Origin of the sequence: Paraglaciecola sp., from assembly GCF_039964565.1 — a bacterium.
GTDB lineage: Bacteria > Pseudomonadota > Gammaproteobacteria > Enterobacterales > Alteromonadaceae > Paraglaciecola.
Window position 1 is genome coordinate 148,643 of the sequence record NZ_JBDVXF010000030.1, and the last position, 18,975, is coordinate 167,617.

Annotated in this window: 14 protein-coding genes; 9 read left to right on the plus strand and 5 right to left on the minus strand. The window is 40.9% G+C overall.

The window, feature by feature from the left end; translation table 11 throughout:
- The first annotated feature begins 82 nt into the window (after nucleotides 1-82).
- Nucleotides 83-1,960, plus strand: coding sequence for a GNAT family N-acetyltransferase (locus ABJK37_RS13905; RefSeq protein ID WP_348354891.1), 1,878 nt, complete (start codon nucleotides 83-85; stop codon nucleotides 1,958-1,960).
- The gene (locus ABJK37_RS13910; RefSeq protein WP_348354894.1) at nucleotides 1,957-2,880 is read left to right on the plus strand and encodes a histone deacetylase family protein; all 924 of its coding nucleotides are present in this window, start codon (nucleotides 1,957-1,959) and stop codon (nucleotides 2,878-2,880) included. Before ABJK37_RS13905 ends, ABJK37_RS13910 begins: the two co-directional genes overlap by 4 nt.
- A 30-nt stretch (nucleotides 2,881-2,910) precedes the next feature.
- Here the strand turns inward: ABJK37_RS13910 and ABJK37_RS13915 are convergent, their stop codons facing one another.
- The 3 genes from ABJK37_RS13915 to ABJK37_RS13925 all read right to left on the minus strand — a co-directional run bounded on the left by ABJK37_RS13915 (nucleotide 2,911) and on the right by ABJK37_RS13925 (nucleotide 5,495).
- Nucleotides 2,911-3,348 carry a hypothetical protein gene (locus ABJK37_RS13915; RefSeq protein ID WP_348354897.1) on the minus strand — a complete coding sequence of 146 codons (438 nt, stop codon included), beginning with the start codon at nucleotides 3,346-3,348 and terminating at the stop codon, nucleotides 2,911-2,913.
- A gap of 156 nt (nucleotides 3,349-3,504) precedes the next feature.
- Nucleotides 3,505-5,241, minus strand: coding sequence for a sodium:solute symporter family protein (locus tag ABJK37_RS13920; RefSeq protein WP_348354899.1), 1,737 nt, complete (start codon nucleotides 5,239-5,241; stop codon nucleotides 3,505-3,507).
- Nucleotides 5,241-5,495, minus strand: coding sequence for a DUF4212 domain-containing protein (locus ABJK37_RS13925; RefSeq protein ID WP_348354902.1), 255 nt, complete (start codon nucleotides 5,493-5,495; stop codon nucleotides 5,241-5,243). The genes ABJK37_RS13920 and ABJK37_RS13925 overlap by 1 nt, the downstream gene beginning before the upstream one ends.
- A gap of 307 nt (nucleotides 5,496-5,802) precedes the next feature.
- On the opposite strand from ABJK37_RS13925, the gene ABJK37_RS13930 reads away from it, so the two are divergent.
- The 3 genes from ABJK37_RS13930 to ABJK37_RS13940 all read left to right on the plus strand — a co-directional run bounded on the left by ABJK37_RS13930 (nucleotide 5,803) and on the right by ABJK37_RS13940 (nucleotide 9,014).
- Entirely contained in the window at nucleotides 5,803-7,680 is a 1,878-nt protein-coding gene (locus tag ABJK37_RS13930) for a putative nucleotidyltransferase substrate binding domain-containing protein (RefSeq protein ID WP_348354905.1), read from the plus strand.
- A gap of 9 nt (nucleotides 7,681-7,689) precedes the next feature.
- Nucleotides 7,690-8,367, plus strand: a complete 678-nt coding sequence (locus tag ABJK37_RS13935) for an exonuclease domain-containing protein (RefSeq protein ID WP_348354908.1) — start codon at nucleotides 7,690-7,692, stop codon at nucleotides 8,365-8,367.
- 218 nt (nucleotides 8,368-8,585) lie between these two features.
- On the plus strand, nucleotides 8,586-9,014 hold the full coding sequence (locus tag ABJK37_RS13940) for a DUF4389 domain-containing protein (protein WP_348354911.1): 429 nt from the start codon (nucleotides 8,586-8,588) through the stop codon (nucleotides 9,012-9,014).
- A 347-nt stretch (nucleotides 9,015-9,361) separates the two neighbouring features.
- Here ABJK37_RS13940 and ABJK37_RS13945 read toward each other — a convergent pair whose 3' ends face one another.
- Both ABJK37_RS13945 and gap read right to left on the minus strand, forming a co-directional pair.
- Nucleotides 9,362-10,201 (minus strand): D-hexose-6-phosphate mutarotase, encoded by an 840-nt coding sequence (locus ABJK37_RS13945; RefSeq protein ID WP_348354914.1) that lies wholly within the window; start codon nucleotides 10,199-10,201, stop codon nucleotides 9,362-9,364.
- Nucleotides 10,202-10,327: 126 nt separating this feature from the next.
- Nucleotides 10,328-11,323 carry a type I glyceraldehyde-3-phosphate dehydrogenase gene (gene gap, locus ABJK37_RS13950; protein ID WP_348354917.1) on the minus strand — a complete coding sequence of 332 codons (996 nt, stop codon included), beginning with the start codon at nucleotides 11,321-11,323 and terminating at the stop codon, nucleotides 10,328-10,330.
- Nucleotides 11,324-11,648: 325 nt separating this feature from the next.
- On the opposite strand from gap, the gene malQ reads away from it, so the two are divergent.
- The 4 genes from malQ to ABJK37_RS13970 all read left to right on the plus strand — a co-directional run bounded on the left by malQ (nucleotide 11,649) and on the right by ABJK37_RS13970 (nucleotide 18,711).
- Nucleotides 11,649-13,844: a 4-alpha-glucanotransferase gene (gene malQ / locus ABJK37_RS13955; protein ID WP_348354920.1), complete on the plus strand. Its 2,196-nt coding sequence runs from the start codon at nucleotides 11,649-11,651 to the stop codon at nucleotides 13,842-13,844.
- Between the two features lie 53 nt (nucleotides 13,845-13,897).
- Nucleotides 13,898-16,090, plus strand: coding sequence for a 1,4-alpha-glucan branching protein GlgB (gene glgB / locus ABJK37_RS13960; protein WP_348354923.1), 2,193 nt, complete (start codon nucleotides 13,898-13,900; stop codon nucleotides 16,088-16,090).
- A gap of 3 nt (nucleotides 16,091-16,093) precedes the next feature.
- Complete coding sequence (gene glgX, locus ABJK37_RS13965) at nucleotides 16,094-18,172, plus strand: glycogen debranching protein GlgX (protein WP_348354926.1); 2,079 nt, start codon at nucleotides 16,094-16,096, stop codon at nucleotides 18,170-18,172.
- A gap of 74 nt (nucleotides 18,173-18,246) precedes the next feature.
- Nucleotides 18,247-18,711: a hypothetical protein gene (locus ABJK37_RS13970; protein ID WP_348354929.1), complete on the plus strand. Its 465-nt coding sequence runs from the start codon at nucleotides 18,247-18,249 to the stop codon at nucleotides 18,709-18,711.
- Nucleotides 18,712-18,975 lie beyond the last annotated feature (264 nt).

The window sequence follows — 18,975 nt, forward strand, 5'->3', positions numbered from 1 at the left end:
AAGTTAGCTGCTCTAGATCAAATTAATAGGGCGCTATTATTGGTAAGATAGTGACTATAAATTTATTGCTAGAGTCGTTTATATGCAATTATCCAAATATCAGTGCACAAAAAAAGTTGATTGGCATAGCCTACTCAATTCAGGTAATCGCGTATTTATTGGCTCGAATGCTGGCGTGCCAAATGCGTTGATTGACAGCCTTATTGATGATGCTAAAAGCTTAAACGATATTGAGCTGACACACATAAGTACATTATCCGATAACAAATGGGCTTTGCCTGAATATACCGCAAGGTTCAAAATCAATACTTTTTTTATCCACGGAAATTTGATTAGAAAAGCGGTAGATGAGGGCCGTGCCGACTATACACCGTGCTTTTTATCAGAAATATCAAGTTTGTTTACTGATGATACTTTACCACTCGATGCCGCTTTAATTATGGTTTCGCCACCGGACGAGTTAGGTTATTGTTCGTTGGGAGTGTCGGTTGATGTCGTAATGTCAGCTGCAAGAGCTGCCAAACATATCATCGCCCAAGTTAATCCGTTAATGCCCAGGACCTGTGGACATTCATTTTTACACATCAGTGAATTTAGTGCATTTATCGAATGTGAACAAAAACTACCAGAAGTTGACTTGCCACAAGCAACCAAAATTATTGATCGTATTGGTCAATACTCGGCGATGTTAATAGACGATGGGGCAACGTTACAATTGGGCATAGGTAAAATTCCCGACGCAGTGACGCGTTATTTGTATCAGCATAAAAACTTAGGCATTCACTCTGAAATGATCAGTGACGGAGTGGTAGATCTAATTCAGCGCGGTATAGTAAACAACAGGTACAAGACCTTTCACCCAGGGAAAACGGTGGTGAGTTTTTGTTTCGGTAGCCAAAAACTCTATGATTTTGTCAACATGAACCCACATGTTGAGTTTTATCCTTCTGCCTATGTCAATAAACCTACAAATATTGCCAAAAACGACAATATGGTTGCCATTAACAGTGCACTTGAGGTCGATTTAAGCGGACAGGTGGTGGCGGACTCTATTGGATACCGATTTTACAGTGGTATTGGAGGGCAAGTCGATTTTGTGACTGGCGCCTCCAAAAGCAAAAACGGTAAACCTGTCATCGCTTTGCCCTCGACGGCCAAAAATGGTGAAGTCTCTCGTATTGTGGCAACCTTATCTGAAGGCGCCGGTGTGGTGACGTCTCGAGGTAATGTTCATTTTGTTGTAACTGAGTTCGGTATTGCGAGTTTACAAGGCAAAAGTGTTCGGGAGCGTGCCCTCGAATTGATTCGTGTTGCCCACCCAAAGTTTAGAGATGAACTGCTTGCTCAAATACGTAAACAATTCTGGGTACCTGATTACCAAAAACAAACGCCAACCGATATTCCTGAACTTGGAGAAATGCAGATTTCTCGAATTCAAATTGAAAATCAACGTTTTTATTTGCGACCTTTAAACCCTTCGGACGAACGTCGTTTGCAAGAGTTCTTTTATTCCCATACCAAAGAGACAATAAATTTACGTTATAACTTTGTGCCAGGACCCATGACACGAGAAAAATCCTGTGACCTTGTTAGCGTTGATCAAAGCAAAGATGTTGCCTTGACCATTGTTCGTCAAGACGGCTCTAAGGTGCGTTTGGAAGCCGTCGGGCGCTATTATTTATACCCACAGCAAAACTCATGTGAAGTAGCGTTTGTCACTCGAGAGACTAACCAAGGCAAAGGGATGGCGAGTCGTCTGTTAAAAACTATGATAAACATTGCCGAAAAACGCGGGCTTAAGACGATGTTTGCCTTGGTGAAAAATAACAATCTACCGATGATTTCGGTGTTTGAGCAATTTGGTTTTGTGCGCGCAATAAATTCAGAGCCAGGTGAAATTGAACTAACTAAATACTTAAACCCCAAAGCCGACGATATTAGCAACGGAGAACGAAAGTGACAGTTACCGTAATAGCTAGTCATAAATGTAATTTGCACAATATGGGGAACGAGCACCCCGAACAGCCCGCGAGAATGTACCAAATCAACGACCAATTTATTTCTTCTGGGTTGGAATATGTATTGCACTTTGCTGACGCAAAACCTGTGCAAATATCGGCTTTAGAACGTGCTCACGATAAAGATTTTGTTAAGAGTGTTTTTGACCGCGCTCCTAGCGAAAAAGGTGAAAGAGTATGGTTAGACGATGACACCATCATGATGGACAAAAGTCTAGACGCCGCTCTCTATGCTGCTGGAGCAGTTGTTGATGCGGTTGACTTAGTTATGACAAATAAAACCACAAGGGCGTTTTGTGCTGTGCGACCACCGGGGCATCATGCAGGCCGCGGCAAATCATCAGGTTTTTGTATCTTTAACAATGTTGCAGTAGGTGTGATGCACGCGATAGAAGAATACGGTTTAGACCGCGTTGCTATTGTCGATTTTGATGTACATCATGGTGATGGTACACAAGACATTATAAAAGATGACAAGCGAGTGTTATTTTGCTCGTCGTTTCAGCATCCATTTTACCCATTTAGCGGCGACGAACCTAGTCGAGAAGGCATTATTAATGTGCCAATTCCGGCTGGTACCAAAGGCGCGGATTACCGTGAGATGGTCAAACATTGGTTTACGGCCATCGACGACTTTAAACCTCAAATCATTTTTATCTCCGCCGGGTTTGATTCCCACGCAGAAGACGAAATGGGGCAACTTTGTCTAGTTGAAGATGACTATATCTGGATAACTGAACAGCTTAAATCTCTGGCTGAAAAACACTGTACTGGTAAAATAGTGTCAGTGTTAGAAGGTGGCTATGCGCTCAGTGCGCTGGCGAGAAGTGTGGTGGCGCACGTAAAAGTACTCGCCGGTTAGGTTTCCGAAAATAACACTGCTAATGCAAGTTTATCTCGTATAGGTCTGAAACTCTGAGATATACCTTCCACCTTTAATGTTGGCGATAAGACGCAGTGTGTAATTTTGTCCAGAGTGGCCAATTAAGCTTCTTAAATTCGTTTCTGAATGCCAATAATACGGACTTTGAATCATGCCTAAAGGATAGGGAGTGGACTGGTTATTTTCATCCACAAGAAATAGTGTTGCACTGTCTAGCGGAAACGTCGAATTAACCGTTGTAAAATTGTTTTTGTCGAATACATTTATTTCGAAATCACCCGAGCGCAGAATACACGTTTGATTGATAACATCACAGTTTTCAACCGGCACTAACTGGATCACTTTCTCTTCCTCAGCTAAGCCTTCTTCATAATAATCTGCAGCAATATATCCAATTACAGCCAAAATTGGTGCCACCATAAATGCAGTTCTTGTATGTTTATTCATTTTTTTGTCTTTTCAAAAGTGTTAATCAAGGGTGAAGTTCGAATATTAAACCACAGTGCTTTTATCAATGTCATAGACAGTGTCTGAACTTTTCACAATAAAAAACAAAGGCTAAAGAGAGAGACCCTTTAGCCTTTAAACTGTTTAGAATAACTCTTAGTGGTGGCTGACTGCGCCAGTACCACCTGGGCTACGCATGTTTTCAACCAAGTCTTGCACATTTTTTGGTGCAGGGCCTGTAAATTGGAGTACCACAAAGGCTACGCCAAAGTTAACTAATGCGCCCACCACACCAAATGCATTGGGTGAAATCCCAAAAAACCAATTTGGCGCCATATCACCTAAGAAGGAAGTACCAGGAATAAACATAATACCTTTGTGCTGGAATACGTAAAGCATTGTTATACCTATGCCAGAACACATACCAGCTACTGCTGCCGTGCCACTCATCTTTTTAGAGAATATCCCCATCATTAGTGCTGGGAATATTGACGCTGCGGCCAATCCAAACGCCAATGCCACCGTGCCTGCGGCAAATCCAGGCGGATGCAGCCCCAAGTAACCGGACACTAAAATAGCCAATGTCATGACTATACGGCCCGCCATCAACTCGCTTTTCTCAGACATGTCGGGTGTCAATACACCTTTCATTAAATCATGGGAAATCGAAGACGAGATAGCCAGTAATAGCCCCGCAGCAGTTGATAGCGCAGCGGCTAAGCCACCGGCAGCCACCAATGCAATGACCCAGTTAGGTAAGTTCGCAATAGCAGGGTTTGCTAGTACCATAATATCATTATCAACTTTGACCATTTCATTCGTTGTTTTGTCAGCTGAATATTGAATTTTGCCGTCACCATTTTTATCTTCGAATTCTAATAAGCCCGTTTTTTCCCAGTCTTTGAACCATTGCGGCCGCTTTTCATATTCCAAATGTTGACCGGCAGTTGGCTCAATTGTATTCATCAAATTAAGACGGGCCATTGCACCAACAGCTGGGGCAACTGTATATAACAGTGCGATGAAAACTAATGCATAACCTGCCGAAGAGCGGGCTGCTTGCGCAGAGGGGACCGTGAAGAAGCGCATAATAACGTGCGGCAAACCAGCCGTACCAATCATTAGTGACATGGTATAGGCAAACATATCTAATGAACCGTTCATGTTGCTCGTGGTGTATTCTTTAAAGCCCAATTCAGTGACAACCAGGTCCAACTTATCAAGCAAATATATACCACTACCATCAGCGAGTGTTGAACCTAAGCCCAGTTGCGGTATGGGATTACCGGTTAGTTGGAAAGAGATAAAAACCGCAGGTATGGTGTAAGCAAAAATCATTACAACGTATTGTGCTATTTGTGTATAAGTAATGCCTTTCATACCACCCAGCACGGCATAGAACCAAACGACGGCCATACCAATGCCTAAGCCTAGCCCATAGTCGACTTCTAAGAAGCGAGAAAAAGCCACTCCCACTCCTTTCATCTGACCGATGATATAGGTTAGCGATGCAAGAATTAAACAAACAACGGCAACAATGCGTGCTGTTTTAGAATAATAACGATCAGAAATAAATTCTGGTACGGTAAACTTACCGTGTTTACGCATGTAGGGAGCGAGCAACATCGCTAACAATACATAACCACCGGTCCACCCCATTAAGAATACGGATCCCCCATATCCTAAAAAGGCTATCAAACCTGCCATAGAGATAAATGATGCGGCACTCATCCAGTCGGCACCAATTGCCATACCGTTTTGCATGGGGGTTACGCCACCACCAGCCACATAAAAATCACTGGTTGATGCTGCTCTTGCCCACCAAGCTATAGCGAAATATAAGGTGAAAGTACCAAAGACTGCGATGTAGGTATAAAGTTTTAGTTCATCCATTATGATTCATCCTCAGACTGGTATTTTTTGTCGAGACTATTCATTTTATAGCCATACCAAAAAATCAAGGCTACAAAAATGTAAATTGAACCCTGCTGTGCAAACCAGAATCCGAGCTTGTATCCACCGAGACGGAACTCGTTCAGTGGTTCTACTAATAACAAACCAAAGCCAAATGATACGACAAACCAAATGACGAGACAGATTGCAATTAGGCGCAGGTTTTCCTGCCAATATGTGGTCTTCTTTTGCATATTATTCTCCTAGCACTGCATGCTATTTTTATTTATTACACACGCCGTTTTTGTAATAACTTCATTTCTAGAGAAAAAGTGTGTATCGCAATATGTCGTCAAGCATTCTTCGTTACAAATATAAAAACTACTTTTAACAATTCATATACAACTTTAACTATGGTCAACACTAACAAGCTTTTTTTTTTTCAGATATACCACCTTGGTCTTATACGACGTTTTACCTGTTGACTTAGTGGCTGAGTCGTCCCAAATTAGCTGTATACGAGTTAATAATACTTATAGAAAAGTAACCAAAGGTCTTAATATGGAAGATGAATTGGCTGAAATTACTGCTTTTGTGGGAAGCATTCCACCCTTTGATTTATTATCAGCCCCCTTACTAGGAAAAGTGGTAAGAAACATCGACATTTGTTATTTAAGGGCGGGTGAACACTTATTACCTGCGGCTACTGCACATCCGCAATTGTACCTGGTACGCAAAGGTGTATTGCGCTACCTAGCGGCAAATGAGGAGTTGACTGGGAAGTATTGTGACGGCGATATATGCAGTATTTTCTGTCAAAAAACTAGTGAAACAACGCCTCCATATAGCGTTATTGTTGATGAAGATGCGTTAGTTTATTGTTTGGATTTTGTCGCACTCAAAGCTTTGTTAATCGATGTACCAGAGGTCGTTGAGTTTTTGGAAAATTCATCTGAGCAACGACTGCATAGTAAAAAACAGAAACTCAGTGAAGACGCAATTTTGTCTTCTTCAATAAGTCACACTTCAGTTGCTGACTTTTATCACTATCCACTGACCACCATATCCCCTAGCGCTTCTATTCAAGAAGCTGCAATTAAGATGACTGACCAAGGGGTTTCTTGCCTAGTCGTTGTGGATGAAATGTCTCAATTTGAACCCTCGAGTGATGTGCAACTCGGCATCATTACTGACAAAGATATCAGGCGACGTTGTGTTGCAGTGGGTTTGCCTATTACTAACCAAGTAAGCGATATTATGACGCTAGACGTTGCCACCATTGATATAAAGTGTAGTGCCTACGATGCGTTAATAGCTATGACCAGTAAACATATCCACCATCTACCGGTAACCAAGTTCGGTAAGCTTGAAGGCATGGTTAGTACCACAGACTTAGTCAATAACGAAGAGCATAACGCTGTTAACATGACCAGTATTATTCATAAAGCTAACTCTATTTCGGAGTTAGTTAGGGTGAGTAAATTGTTGAAAAAACTTCAACTTAAGCTTACAAAGTTGGGTGCAAATGCCGACCATATTGGCAAAAGTATCAGTGCAATAACAATGGCATTTACACTACGCCTAATTGAAATGGCAGAACACAAGTTGGGTCCAGCACCCGTTCCCTATGCATGGTTAGCCGCCGGCTCTCAAGCAAGACAGGAACAACTTGCCCACTCTGATCAAGATAACGCCTTAATTATTTGTGACACAATGAAACCAGAAGACGATTGCTGGTTTAAAGAACTGGCAACCTTTGTGAGTGACGGTTTAGCTGAGTGTGGATTTATCTATTGTCCCGGCGATATTATGGCCACCAATAAAAAATGGCGTCAACCACAGAAAAAATGGCAACAGTATTTTGATGCTTGGATTGATAAACCCACAGCAAAAGCTTTGCTAAATAGTAGTGTGTTTTTTGATTTAAGCACCATTTATGGCGACATCAGTTTACTAGAAAAAGTACGTCAGAAAATGCTCGTAAAAACCCAAAGTAGTACCTTATTTATTGCACATATGACCGCCAACGCTTTAAGGTCAAGGCCTCCTTTGGGCTTTTTCAGAGACTTTGTATTAATTCAAGATGGTAAACACAATGAAACACTAGACCTAAAACACAATGGTATTGCCCCAATCGTTGACTTAGCTCGAATCTACGCGCTAAGTGAAGGTATTGCAGCTGTTAATACTGTAGAGCGGTTAACACAATGTTCAGGCACTCAATCTCTGACCAAAGCTTCTTCCGAAAATTTAATTGCTGCCTATGAATTTTTGACTTCTGTGCGTTTAGAGCATCAAGCGGAGCAGTTACGAAAGGAGCAATCCGTTGATAGTTACATTGATCCTAAAACAATATCGAAGTTAGAAAGAGAACATTTAAAAGATGCTTTTAAGGTGATTAAGGCGATGCAAGATTATCGTCAATCTGCAGTTATTTGAGGAGACGTATTGTTGTTTTTCAAGAGTCTATTTGGTTACGAAGCACGCAGAAAGCGTCTCTTAAACAAAGTCCCTGAAGGGGCGCTCTTTGATTTTTTGTCTGTACCCTTTCCAAATGAGGGCACAGCGTTATCTGAGCTGTCTATTGTGTCTGTGGATTTTGAGACCACTGGACTTAATGCAGCGACAGATAAACTACTTAGCGTCGGCTTTGTCAGCATCGATAAACTGCAAATTAAATTAGGTAGTTGTTACCATCAAATTATCAACATAGCGCCTCAGCTTGAACAGCACAATGTGATGATCCATCAAATTACAGATCTACAAAAATCTCAAGGAAAATCGCTACGAGTGGTGGTTGAAACATTGTTAAGAGCACTAGCAGGTAAGGTTATGTTGGTGCACTACGCACAGATTGAGAAGCATTTTCTAAGACAAGCTTGTATAGAGTTATATGGCGTTTCACCGCCTTTTATGATCCTCGATACCTTGGCTATTGAGAAACGTAGACTCGAGCAAAGAAACGTCGATTATGATCCCCAAAACTTAAGACTTTCAGCCTTAAGACATACTTATGCGCTACCAAACTACTTTGCCCATAATGCGCTCAATGATGCGATTGCTACTGCAGAGCTGTTTTTGGCGCAACAAAAAACGAATACGATAACGCTAAAGGACCTACTGTAATGGCAGTCTAGTCCAACCGATTGGTGATTTTAGTCACTATTTGGTGGTTTACCTCAATAAATCGTATTTCGTATATTTCTTTAGTTAATGAGTTTTTTAAGTTGTTGATTTTAGTGGATAAAATATTGGCTTTGAAATTGCTATCTTGCAATCGTTATTTATAACTACGAATTTTATTTGAAATCAACAACTCGTAAACCTCTATAAAGGAGAATCCAATGGACGACAAAACTAAAAAAAGCTTAACTAACTTAGAAACTTGGAAACGCGGTCTATTCATGGTGGTTTTTGCCATTATTTCGGGAGTGGCGAAATTGCTCGTTACTTTAGTGGCTATTTTTCAGTTTATCACTGTGCTTTTTAAGGGGAAAACGAGTGAAACCACACTCCCTTTAGGGCAGAGTTTAAGTACCTATATCTATCAAATTACGCTGTTTCTAACCTTTAACACTGACGAAATGCCATTTCCGTTCAAGGATTATCCTGATGGAGCACCTGAATCAAGTTCGATTAAGGAAAAGACAGAGAGTAGCGAAATTGATGAGGTTACATCAGTTATCGATGATGAACGCGATCACGCAGACATCAGTAACGAAGATAGTGAAACCACTAACAAAACTATGGGTGATGACGACCTTAAGGCCTAGTGTAAGCCTATTGAATTTGTAGCGGTAACTCCATCGCGAATTTCTCATTAATGAGTTAACTATCAAAAACGACACTAAATTCCTCCTAAGGGGGATTTAGTGTTTACAGGATTGATTAAACGTTAAAGAGGACGGTTAGCTATAAAAATGATTCATTGGTCGATAGAGCGCCAAGCTAGGCTAAGTTAACACCCTGAAGTCTCTTTAGTGTAGCCTAGTATCAATTGAGTTTCTTAAAAGCAACCGCGCTTCTCACTTATATAGTAAGCGATTTTAATCAAACCACATGTTGTTAACTGTCGCGTTCAAATACCTTATATCGCTTAGAGTCAGTGGTCTCTTGCAAGCTAGATTATGACTTGTTCCAACGTATGAGTTTCACCTACCTTCACTTCTTGATTCTGTGTCACTGCGGTTTCAACACACAACATGGTCAAATAGCTGTTATCAGCCATATCTATCATGCTGATGGACTTTTGTTTCCAAGGGTTCCACACCACAATGCTGTCATGACCTGAAGATAATATATTGGTTGTTGTTTGTTCATCGATGATGCTGAGCTGTTTGGGTTGTTGCAAATGCACTCTGTCTGTTTCTTCATTAAATTTGTAATGATGTGGTGTATCACAGATTTGGAAATCCCGAGTTTTGTCAGAATATTGCCCAGACAACCCCCGTAACTCGCACTGATGGATATCTGATATCGCAAAATAACTATGGAGTGCGCAATTGTAAGTTAACGATTCGGCACCAATATTTGTGGTGCTTAATTGTATCTTCAACTGTCGACCAACAATTATTGATAGAGTGAGTTGGGTTGTGCCGCTTAACCCATCATCATTACTTGAATTGGGAGCTAAGGTTATATGCGTGCCGGAATCGGTTTCTTTGGTTTCAATAATTTTCCATGTTTGGGTGCGCACATAACCGTGAGCGGCGAGGTTGGTATTAGTTGCATGAGGGCCAAACCATGGCCAACAAACAGGGATCCCACCACGAATGGGTTTTTGTCCGTCAAAAATAGCTTTTTCACTGACCCATAAACGCTCGCGATTATCATGTTTGGGAATAAAGCTTAAAATATGCCCGCCAAATAAAGAGATTTCAGCATTGGCAAAGCTATTATCAATCTGTAGCAGCTGAGTATTATTGCGGGTTACAATTTTTGCGGATTCAGTCAACAGCATGTTATTTCTCTATTTTTCTCAGTGATTTGAACGAAAGGATCAAAAAAGGCGACCTTGCCAGTCGCCTTTCTATCATATCTTAGTCGTCAAAATAAAGACTAACTAAGGTTACCATTAGCTAGAAGTTTATTTGCTGATGTGTGCGACTAAATCTAATACTTTATTTGAGTATCCGATTTCATTGTCATACCAGGAAACTAGTTTTACGAATGTATCAGTTAATGCGATACCCGCTGTTGCATCAAAAATTGAAGTACGTACATCGCCAATGAAGTCCTGTGATACAACTGCATCTTCGGTGTAACCCATAATGCCTTGCATATCACCTTCAGAAGCCGCTTTCATCACTGCACATATTTCTGCGTAACTAGCTGGTTTAGCTAAGTTAACCGTTAAGTCAACAACCGATACGTCTGCAGTAGGCACGCGGAACGCCATACCTGTTAACTTACCATTTAATGCAGGTATCACTTTACCTACTGCTTTGGCTGCGCCTGTTGACGATGGGATGATGTTTTGAGAAGCACCACGTCCGCCACGCCAATCTTTAGCTGATGGGCTATCGACTGTTTTCTGAGTCGCAGTTGTTGCGTGTACAGTTGTCATTAGGCCGTCAACAATGCCGAAGTTATCGTTTAATACTTTAGCTAAAGGTGCCAAACAGTTAGTGGTACATGATGCGTTTGATACGATATCTTGACCAGCATATTCACTGTGGTTAACACCCATTACAAACATAGGAGTCGCATCTTTAGATGGAGCTGAAAGCACCACTTTTTTAGCACCCGCTTCGATGTGTTTACGCGCAGTTTCGTCTGTTAGAAATAATCCTGTTGATTCAACCACTACTTCGGCGCCAATTGCTCCCCAAGCTAAATCTGCAGGATTGCGTTCTGCGGTTACACGAATGGTTTTGCCGTTTACAACCAATTGTCCGTCTTGGACGTCAACCGTGCCATTAAATTTTCCGTGAGTAGAGTCATATTTAAGCATATATGCCATATAGTCTGCATCTAATAGGTCATTGATACCCACTATTTCAATGTCGTTACGTTCACATGCTGCACGGAATACAAATCGACCTATTCGGCCGAAGCCATTGATACCTACTTTAATTGTCATGTCTTAATCCTCTGAGCTTTTCTAACCAATGCTAGAATAATAGTTTAGAAAGGCGGTAACAGCCTTCTGAAATATAATTACAAAATTATGGACTAAATAGCTGAATAAGGCAAAATATTCGCGAATATATGTTATTTAATTACAACATGGTCATTGCAAACGTATTCATTGTTAACAACTAAGGGTTTTCGCAGATAATGAATCATCCGGTCAATGCGCCCTATAATGGTGAAATGCCTTTGTAAATTTTTACCCTGTGGTTTAACGGTAAATCTTAAGGTCTGTCGACCCTAGTCATAAAGTACAGAACAGGAATTAAATTTTAATGACATCTTCGTTACTCGAGCAACTGGTGGAATATCGTGGTATTGAATCTAACTACAACGATGCTTGGGGTAACCCAACTACTATAGAGCCTGAAACAAAAAGAAAGTTATTGGCAGCTATGGGATATCAGGTCAATGATTCAGATTTGTTACTCAAACAAGTGCAAGAAAATCATAATAAGGTTTGGTTATCTGTCCTAAATCCGGTGCAAGTATTACGCACTGACGAACTTTTGCAGATTAGAGTACGACTACCAATCGAGCTAGTGACAGATGAATATGTGGCACACGTCGATACTGAATTGGGGGAAGTATTGCAATACCGATTTACGCCCATAGACGGTCAACTAATAGATGTGGTGCATATTGAAGAAATTGAATTTCAAGAATATCTGATTGATGTTCCCATTGAACCACCTCTGGGATATCACCGTTTGTCTTTAGTCATAGATGACGATGTTTTGGGCACTATGCGACTTATTGTTGCACCCAAATCCTGTTTCAAACCAAAGGCATTGAATCAAGGTCACAAAGTCTGGGGGTTGAGTGTTCAGTTATATTGTCTACGTAGTGCTAAAAATTGGGGGATTGGTGACTTTTCAGACCTGTCTTTTTTGATAGAAAAACTGGCTAGTCAAGGTGCGCAATTTGTTGGACTAAACCCTATCCATGCGCTTTACCCAGCTAACGCAAACGCGTGTAGCCCATATGGACCCTCGTCACGTCGTTGGTTGAACTTTATTTATATTGATGTAACTTCCCTTGATGGATTTCTGCAAGCCAGTACTCAAGAAGTGGTTTCTAGTGACGAATTTCAGCGTCAATTGCAGCAAGCAAGGAGTGCCGATTTAGTTGATTATGAATTAGTGACAAAATTGAAGTTACAAGCTTTGGAAAAAGTCTTTGAATATCAAAATAGTCAGTACCTAACTAAAAATACCAAGCTAAACAAAGCGTTCAAAGCATTTGTTGACGACGGCGGCGACAGTTTACAGACTCTGGCAGTATACGATGCATTGCAAGAAAACCTAGCTGCACAAGGAAAAGAGTCTTGGGGTTGGCCGGTGTTTCCAAAAGAGTTTTCAGATTTTCACAACGCAGCAGTCAAAACCTTTACCAAGAAACACGCTAAGCGCGTGAAATTCTTTTTGTGGTTGCAATGGCATGCTGCGTTACAGCTTGAGCAGGCGAATCAAGTCGCGAAACAAAACGATATGTTAATTGGTTTATACCGAGACTTAGCCGTTGGCGTCAGCGAAGGTAGTGCAGAAATTTGGGGTAATAAGGACTTATATTGTACCGATGCCAGTGTTGGCGCTCCTCCAGATATTTTAGGCCCCTTGGGTCAAAATTGGGGGTTGCCACCAATGGATCCTGACAAACTTTATCAACAGCAGTATCAGCCTATTATAGAATTATTTGATTCTAATATGCGTGCTACAGGTGCGCTTCGTATCGATCATGTCATGGCGTTACTACGTTTGTGGTGGGTGGCAAAAGGAGACAGCGCGAAACAAGGAGGTTACGTCTATTATCCAGTGGATGATTTGTTAGCAATATTGGCATTAGAAAGCCATAGACATCAAAGTCTAGTGATTGGCGAAGATTTAGGCACAGTGCCAGAGGAAATAAGAATAAAACTGGCCGATAATGGTGTGTATTCTTATCGAGTTTTCTTTTTTGAACAAGCTAAAGACGGTGGATTTTTCTCGCCTTCTCACTATCCTGAACAATCTATGTCAACTCTTACCACTCACGATATGCCAACCTTATCTGGTTATTGGCATTGTCATGATTTAGAGTTGGGTAAAGAATTGGGGTTGTATCCGACAGAAGAAATTTTAAATACATTATATAACAGTAGGCATGAGAATAAGCAGGCTATATTAGACACCTTACATGGTCATCATTCAGTCAGTGAAGAAGTGGGTCGTGATGTGCATAACGTGCCAATGAGCAAAGCACTTAATTTTGGTATGCAGTTACATATGGCGGGTGGCTCGAGTGAACTGCTGAGTTTACAATTAGAAGATTGGTTAGAAATGGATAAACCAGTTAATATTCCAGGTACCTTTAACGAATACCCTAATTGGCGACGTAAACTAACACGTAATTTGCAGGACATTTTTGCTGACAGCGCTTTAAATTCACTTGCAGCAAAGTTAACAGAGGCTCGAAAACTCGCCTCTAAGTAAAAACAGTTAGTGGCTCACTATTTAATGTGAGTCACCCTTACTAAGGCGAAAAAATGCAGCTCGAATATTTACTAAAGCAAGCCAAATGTACTTTTCCTTTTGCCCATCTGGGTCCTCATTTTCAGTCCACAAATTGTATTTTCACTGTTACTGCTTGGTTGCCCAATGCGGTGGCCGTTAAAGTTATCGATTTAACTACAGGCAAGCCTATTGGAAACTTGAAAAAAGTATCTGATGGTTATTTGTTTCGCGGTGAATGCAAAGTTAAACAAGCGCCAACGGTATACGCTTTAGAGGTGAGTAACAGGCAAGGGCAATATCAAGTCATTGACCCCTACCAGTTTCAAGACCAAGCCTACCATGCTGTGCACTTTATCGACCATAGTGCACAGAATGTTTATCAACAATTAGGTGCACAACTTGTTGAACTAGATGTCGGATTAGACGCTCCTATACAAGCGACTCGTTTTGCCGTGTTTGCACCCAATGCTAGCGCTGTTTCTCTGATTGGCGAGTTCAATTATTGGGATGGCTCTTGTTTACCTATGCAAAAGACTGATTTTGGCTATTGGGTGTTGGTTGTGCCGGGCATTCAGGCAGGTGCTAAATATAAATATCAAATAAAAGATGCGGCAGGTAATGAGCTTCCCCACAAAGCCGACCCGGTGGGTTTTTACGCTGAGCAATATCCTTCTCATACCTCAGTTGTTTACGATCATCAGCAGTACCAATGGCAAGATAAAGCCTGGTATAAAAAGGCTAAGAAAGATAAATACCTACAACCAATGAGTATTTACGAACTGCATATGGCGTCATGGAAACGACCCGCTGAAGATACCGGTAAAAGATACTTGAATTACCGTGAGTTAGCTGAGCAGTTGATTCCTTATGTTAAAGACATGGGATATACCCACATTGAACTGCTACCTATTTCTGAGTTTCCCTTTGATGGCTCGTGGGGATATCAGCCTGTGGGACTCTTTGCACCATCTAGTCGTTTTGGTTCACCAGATGACTTTAAATTTTTTGTGGATCAATGCCACCAAAACGATATTGCAGTGATTATTGACTGGGTCCCAGCGCACTTTCCTGAAGACGGACATGGTTTGGCAAGGTTTGACGGCACGCATGTATACGAATACGAAGATCCACGAAAAGGGTGGCATCCAGATTGGAATTCGTGCATTTATGATTTTGGAAAAGACACAGTACGTCAATTTTTAGTGGCCAATGCATTATATTGGGTTGATAAGTTTCATATCGATGGTCTACGGGTTGATGCTGTAGCATCAATGTTGTACTTGGATTATTCCCGCGAAGAAGGTGAATGGATCCCTAATATAGATGGTGGCAACCACAATTATGAAGCCATTAGTTTTTTGCAATGGATGAATAAAGAGGTATATGAAAAGTTCCCCCATGCGATCACTATTGCCGAAGAGTCTACCTCTTTTCCAAAAGTATCACGCCCGGTATTTGAGGGTGGTTTGGGGTTTGGTTTTAAATGGAATATGGGGTGGATGCACGATTCATTGCATTATATAGCTAAAGATCCGTCTTATCGGCGCTATCATCACAATGAAATCACTTTTTCTATGGTTTACGCTTTTGACGAAAACTTTGTATTGCCTATTTCCCATGACGAGGTGGTGCATGGTAAAGGGTCGTTACTACGTAAAATGCCTGGAGACGAATGGCAGCAAGCTGCAAATTTGCGGGCTTATGCAGGATTTATGTATGCCCACCCTGGTAAAAAGCTTAATTTTATGGGGAATGAAATAGGCCAATCTGCGGAATGGAATCATGATAGTTCGATTGATTGGCATTTACTTGAGTTTGATAAACACCAAGGAATACAAAGTTTATATCGTGATCTAAATAAGGCGTATCGCAAATACCCGGCTTTGTACGAATTGGATCATAATAATCTAGGTTTTGAATGGATTGATCATGGTAATGCTGAGCAAAGTATCTTGTCTGTCGTGCGCAAGTCAGCAGGTGCTGAACAAAAAATCTATGTGCTGATTAATTTTACCCCAGTACCACATGATAACTTTAAACTTGGTGTTCAGGATGCAGGTACTTATCAGTTAATACTCAATACTGACGACAAAAAATATTGGGGCAGTGCATACAAGGCGAGTAAAAAAATGGCTTCAGCACCTGAGTCATGGAACGGGCAGCCCCATTCAGTCAGTATTAATCTTCCTCCGTTAGCTTGTTTATTTATTTTATTTAAGGGCTGATATATGTCCAATATAGTTGTTTCAGATGGGCAACCACATCCTCTAGGTGCCACAATTTCCGAAGGAGGTTGTAATTTTGCTGTGCATTGTCCAAGCGCTGATGGTGTTGAATTGTGTCTATTCAAAAAGGATACCGAGGAACAGTTAGCGGTGATAAGTATGCCCGCTAAAACAGGGAAAATCTGGCATTGTTGGCTTGATAATATCCAAGCGGGTCAATTGTATGGGTATCGGGTTATTGGTGAAAACCATGTACATATGGGGCAGAAATTTGACTACCAAAAGTTACTCATTGATCCATACGCTAAAGCATTAAGTAGACCCGCAGTTTGGAACAAAACTCAGTATGAAGGTGATAGCCAGCATATGATCCCTAAAGGGATTGTGCAAAACCTAGAATCTAAGGTTCAGGATTCTGCAAAACCTGACATTCCCTTGGATCAAACTGTCATTTACGAAGCTCATGTTAAGGGGTTAACGCAGTTGCATCCAGACGTGCCTGATCAATATAAAGGTAAGTTTTTGGGAGTCTGTCATCCTGCAGTGATTAGCCACTTAAAGTCCTTGGGGGTGACTACCATTCAGTTGATGCCAGTGGCGGCATTTATGCCAGAGCCTTATATTACCAATAAGGGGTTGACCAATTATTGGGGATATAACCCCATAAACTATTTTTGCCCAGAGCCGAGGTATGCTGTCGAAGACGGCGTGGCTGAATTCAAATCAATGGTCAATACGTTGCATGAATCAGGTCTCGAAGTGATTTTGGATGTAGTGTTTAACCACACTGCTGAAGGGGATGTAGTAGGACCTTTACTATCGTTTAAAGGGTTTGATAATTCTTCATTTTATTTGTTTGACCGCAATGAATATGGAGCGGTCGATTATAACAAATATGTAAATAACTCAGGCTGTGGCAACAGTGTGAATACTGCTTTTCCTTATGTTCTAAAAATGGTTATGGATGCACTGCGTTACTGGACTTCTGAAATGGGGGTGGATGGTTTTCGTTTTGATTTAGCCGCTAGTTTAGGTCGTGACCCATATGAATTTTCTTCGCTGTCAGGTTTTTTCCGTACCATTCGTCAAGATCCGGTGTTAATCAAATCCAAGCTCATTGCCGAACCTTGGGATATAGGTCATGGCGGTTACCGATTAGGGCAATTTCCGTCCAATTGGTTAGAATGCAATGACAAGTACCGCGACACGGTGCGTGCTTTTTGGCGTGGCAATAAAGGACACACTAGTGACTTTGCAACGCGGTTATTAGGCTCTCGTGACGTATTTCCAAAAGAGGCGCGTTCTATTCTGACTTCAGTCAACAATGTTAGTTATCATGACGGGTTTACGTTGCACGATTTGGTTAGTTACTCTGAACGTCACAACGAAGCAAATGGTGAACAAAATCGAGATGGACATGGTCACAACGTTTCAGCTAATTATGGTGTAGAAGGACCATCCACGGATATAAAAATACTCTCTATGCGCGAACGGCAAAAGAGAAACTTGTTTGCTACTTTAATGTTGTCGCAAGGGATCCCTCATATACTCGGAGGTGACGAAATCAGTCGTACGCAGCAAGGTAATAATAATGCTTATTGCCAAGACAATGAAATAAGTTGGTTTGACTGGTCTTTAAATCAACAAAAGCAAGATTTTTTAACCTTTTGTCAACAGGCTATTTCTCTGCGTAAGAGCAGTCCGATCCTGAACCATCTGAATCTAGAGGATGACGGTTATTCGTTGGGGCATAACGTTGAAAAAATCAATTGGTATCGACCAGATGGGGAGCGGAAATTAGAGTACGATTGGCAAAATCATAATAACCAAGCATTTGCAGTTGAGCTATGTGGGCCTCAGGGGGCAGAGATATCACACCACGAACATTGGTTATTAATATTTAACGCCAGTGACCATGACGTTCGTTTTCATTTACCCAGTTTGGCAGCTAATATGGGGTGGAAAATCATGCTTGATACCCGATATGAGAGATGGTCTGAACAACCTAGTGTGCTAATAAAACAGGTGCACATGCAGGCATTTAAGAGTATCTGTGTATTTAAGTGTTCAGTTGATTATTGATAAGCTTAGAAATTTTAGACTGCCTTTTGTTGCATTAGCTAGGTTTATTGCTTGTTTGATTAGAGGTTGTAACAATGAAACATGCGAATGAGCATGGTGAATATGTCGTTGATCGTTCCCAGCAAACTATTATGTTCTCAGCCCGTGGGCCTTGGAATGACGAAACCATGAAACGTGGTGCGAAAGAAATGGGAGACCGTATCGCGCAGTTAAATTTGTTAAAGCCTTGGGGTACCCTCAGTTGCCTGTATGGCGAGAGCCTAATGCCGCCCTCTACGTATAAAGCATTTGTAAAACATACACTAATCAGAAAGTCTATGGGATTGAAAGCATTGGCTGTCGTGATCTTTGACTCAGAAATAGCCAATACGATAAAAAGTCAATTGGTGCCCGCTTATGAAGAAGCTGAACTAGAGTTCGCATTTTTGTCCGATGTTCATTCGGCTTGTACTTGGTTGTCGGAAGTGAATGTAGAATTAGATAAGCAACAAGTCGAACAGTTTTTTACGAAGAACGCCTTTATTTATCCAAACCGTTAGTATGTCGTTCAAAAGCCATATTATCTGCTCTAATTTTTGTATTTTTAATTAACTTTGATGTTATTTCATGAAAGTTAATTTCATGATTACACTGCAAAAACATGTTTTTATTTATTGTTTTTACGAATTATTGAAGTTAAACCACTCCCTCTACTAGTTTTTTATAATAATGAAAATTAATTACTTAAAAATTTAGCATATATTACGTTTCTTAAAGTGATTCGTAATTTTTCAACAATTTGGTAGTTTGCGTTTCCTTGATTA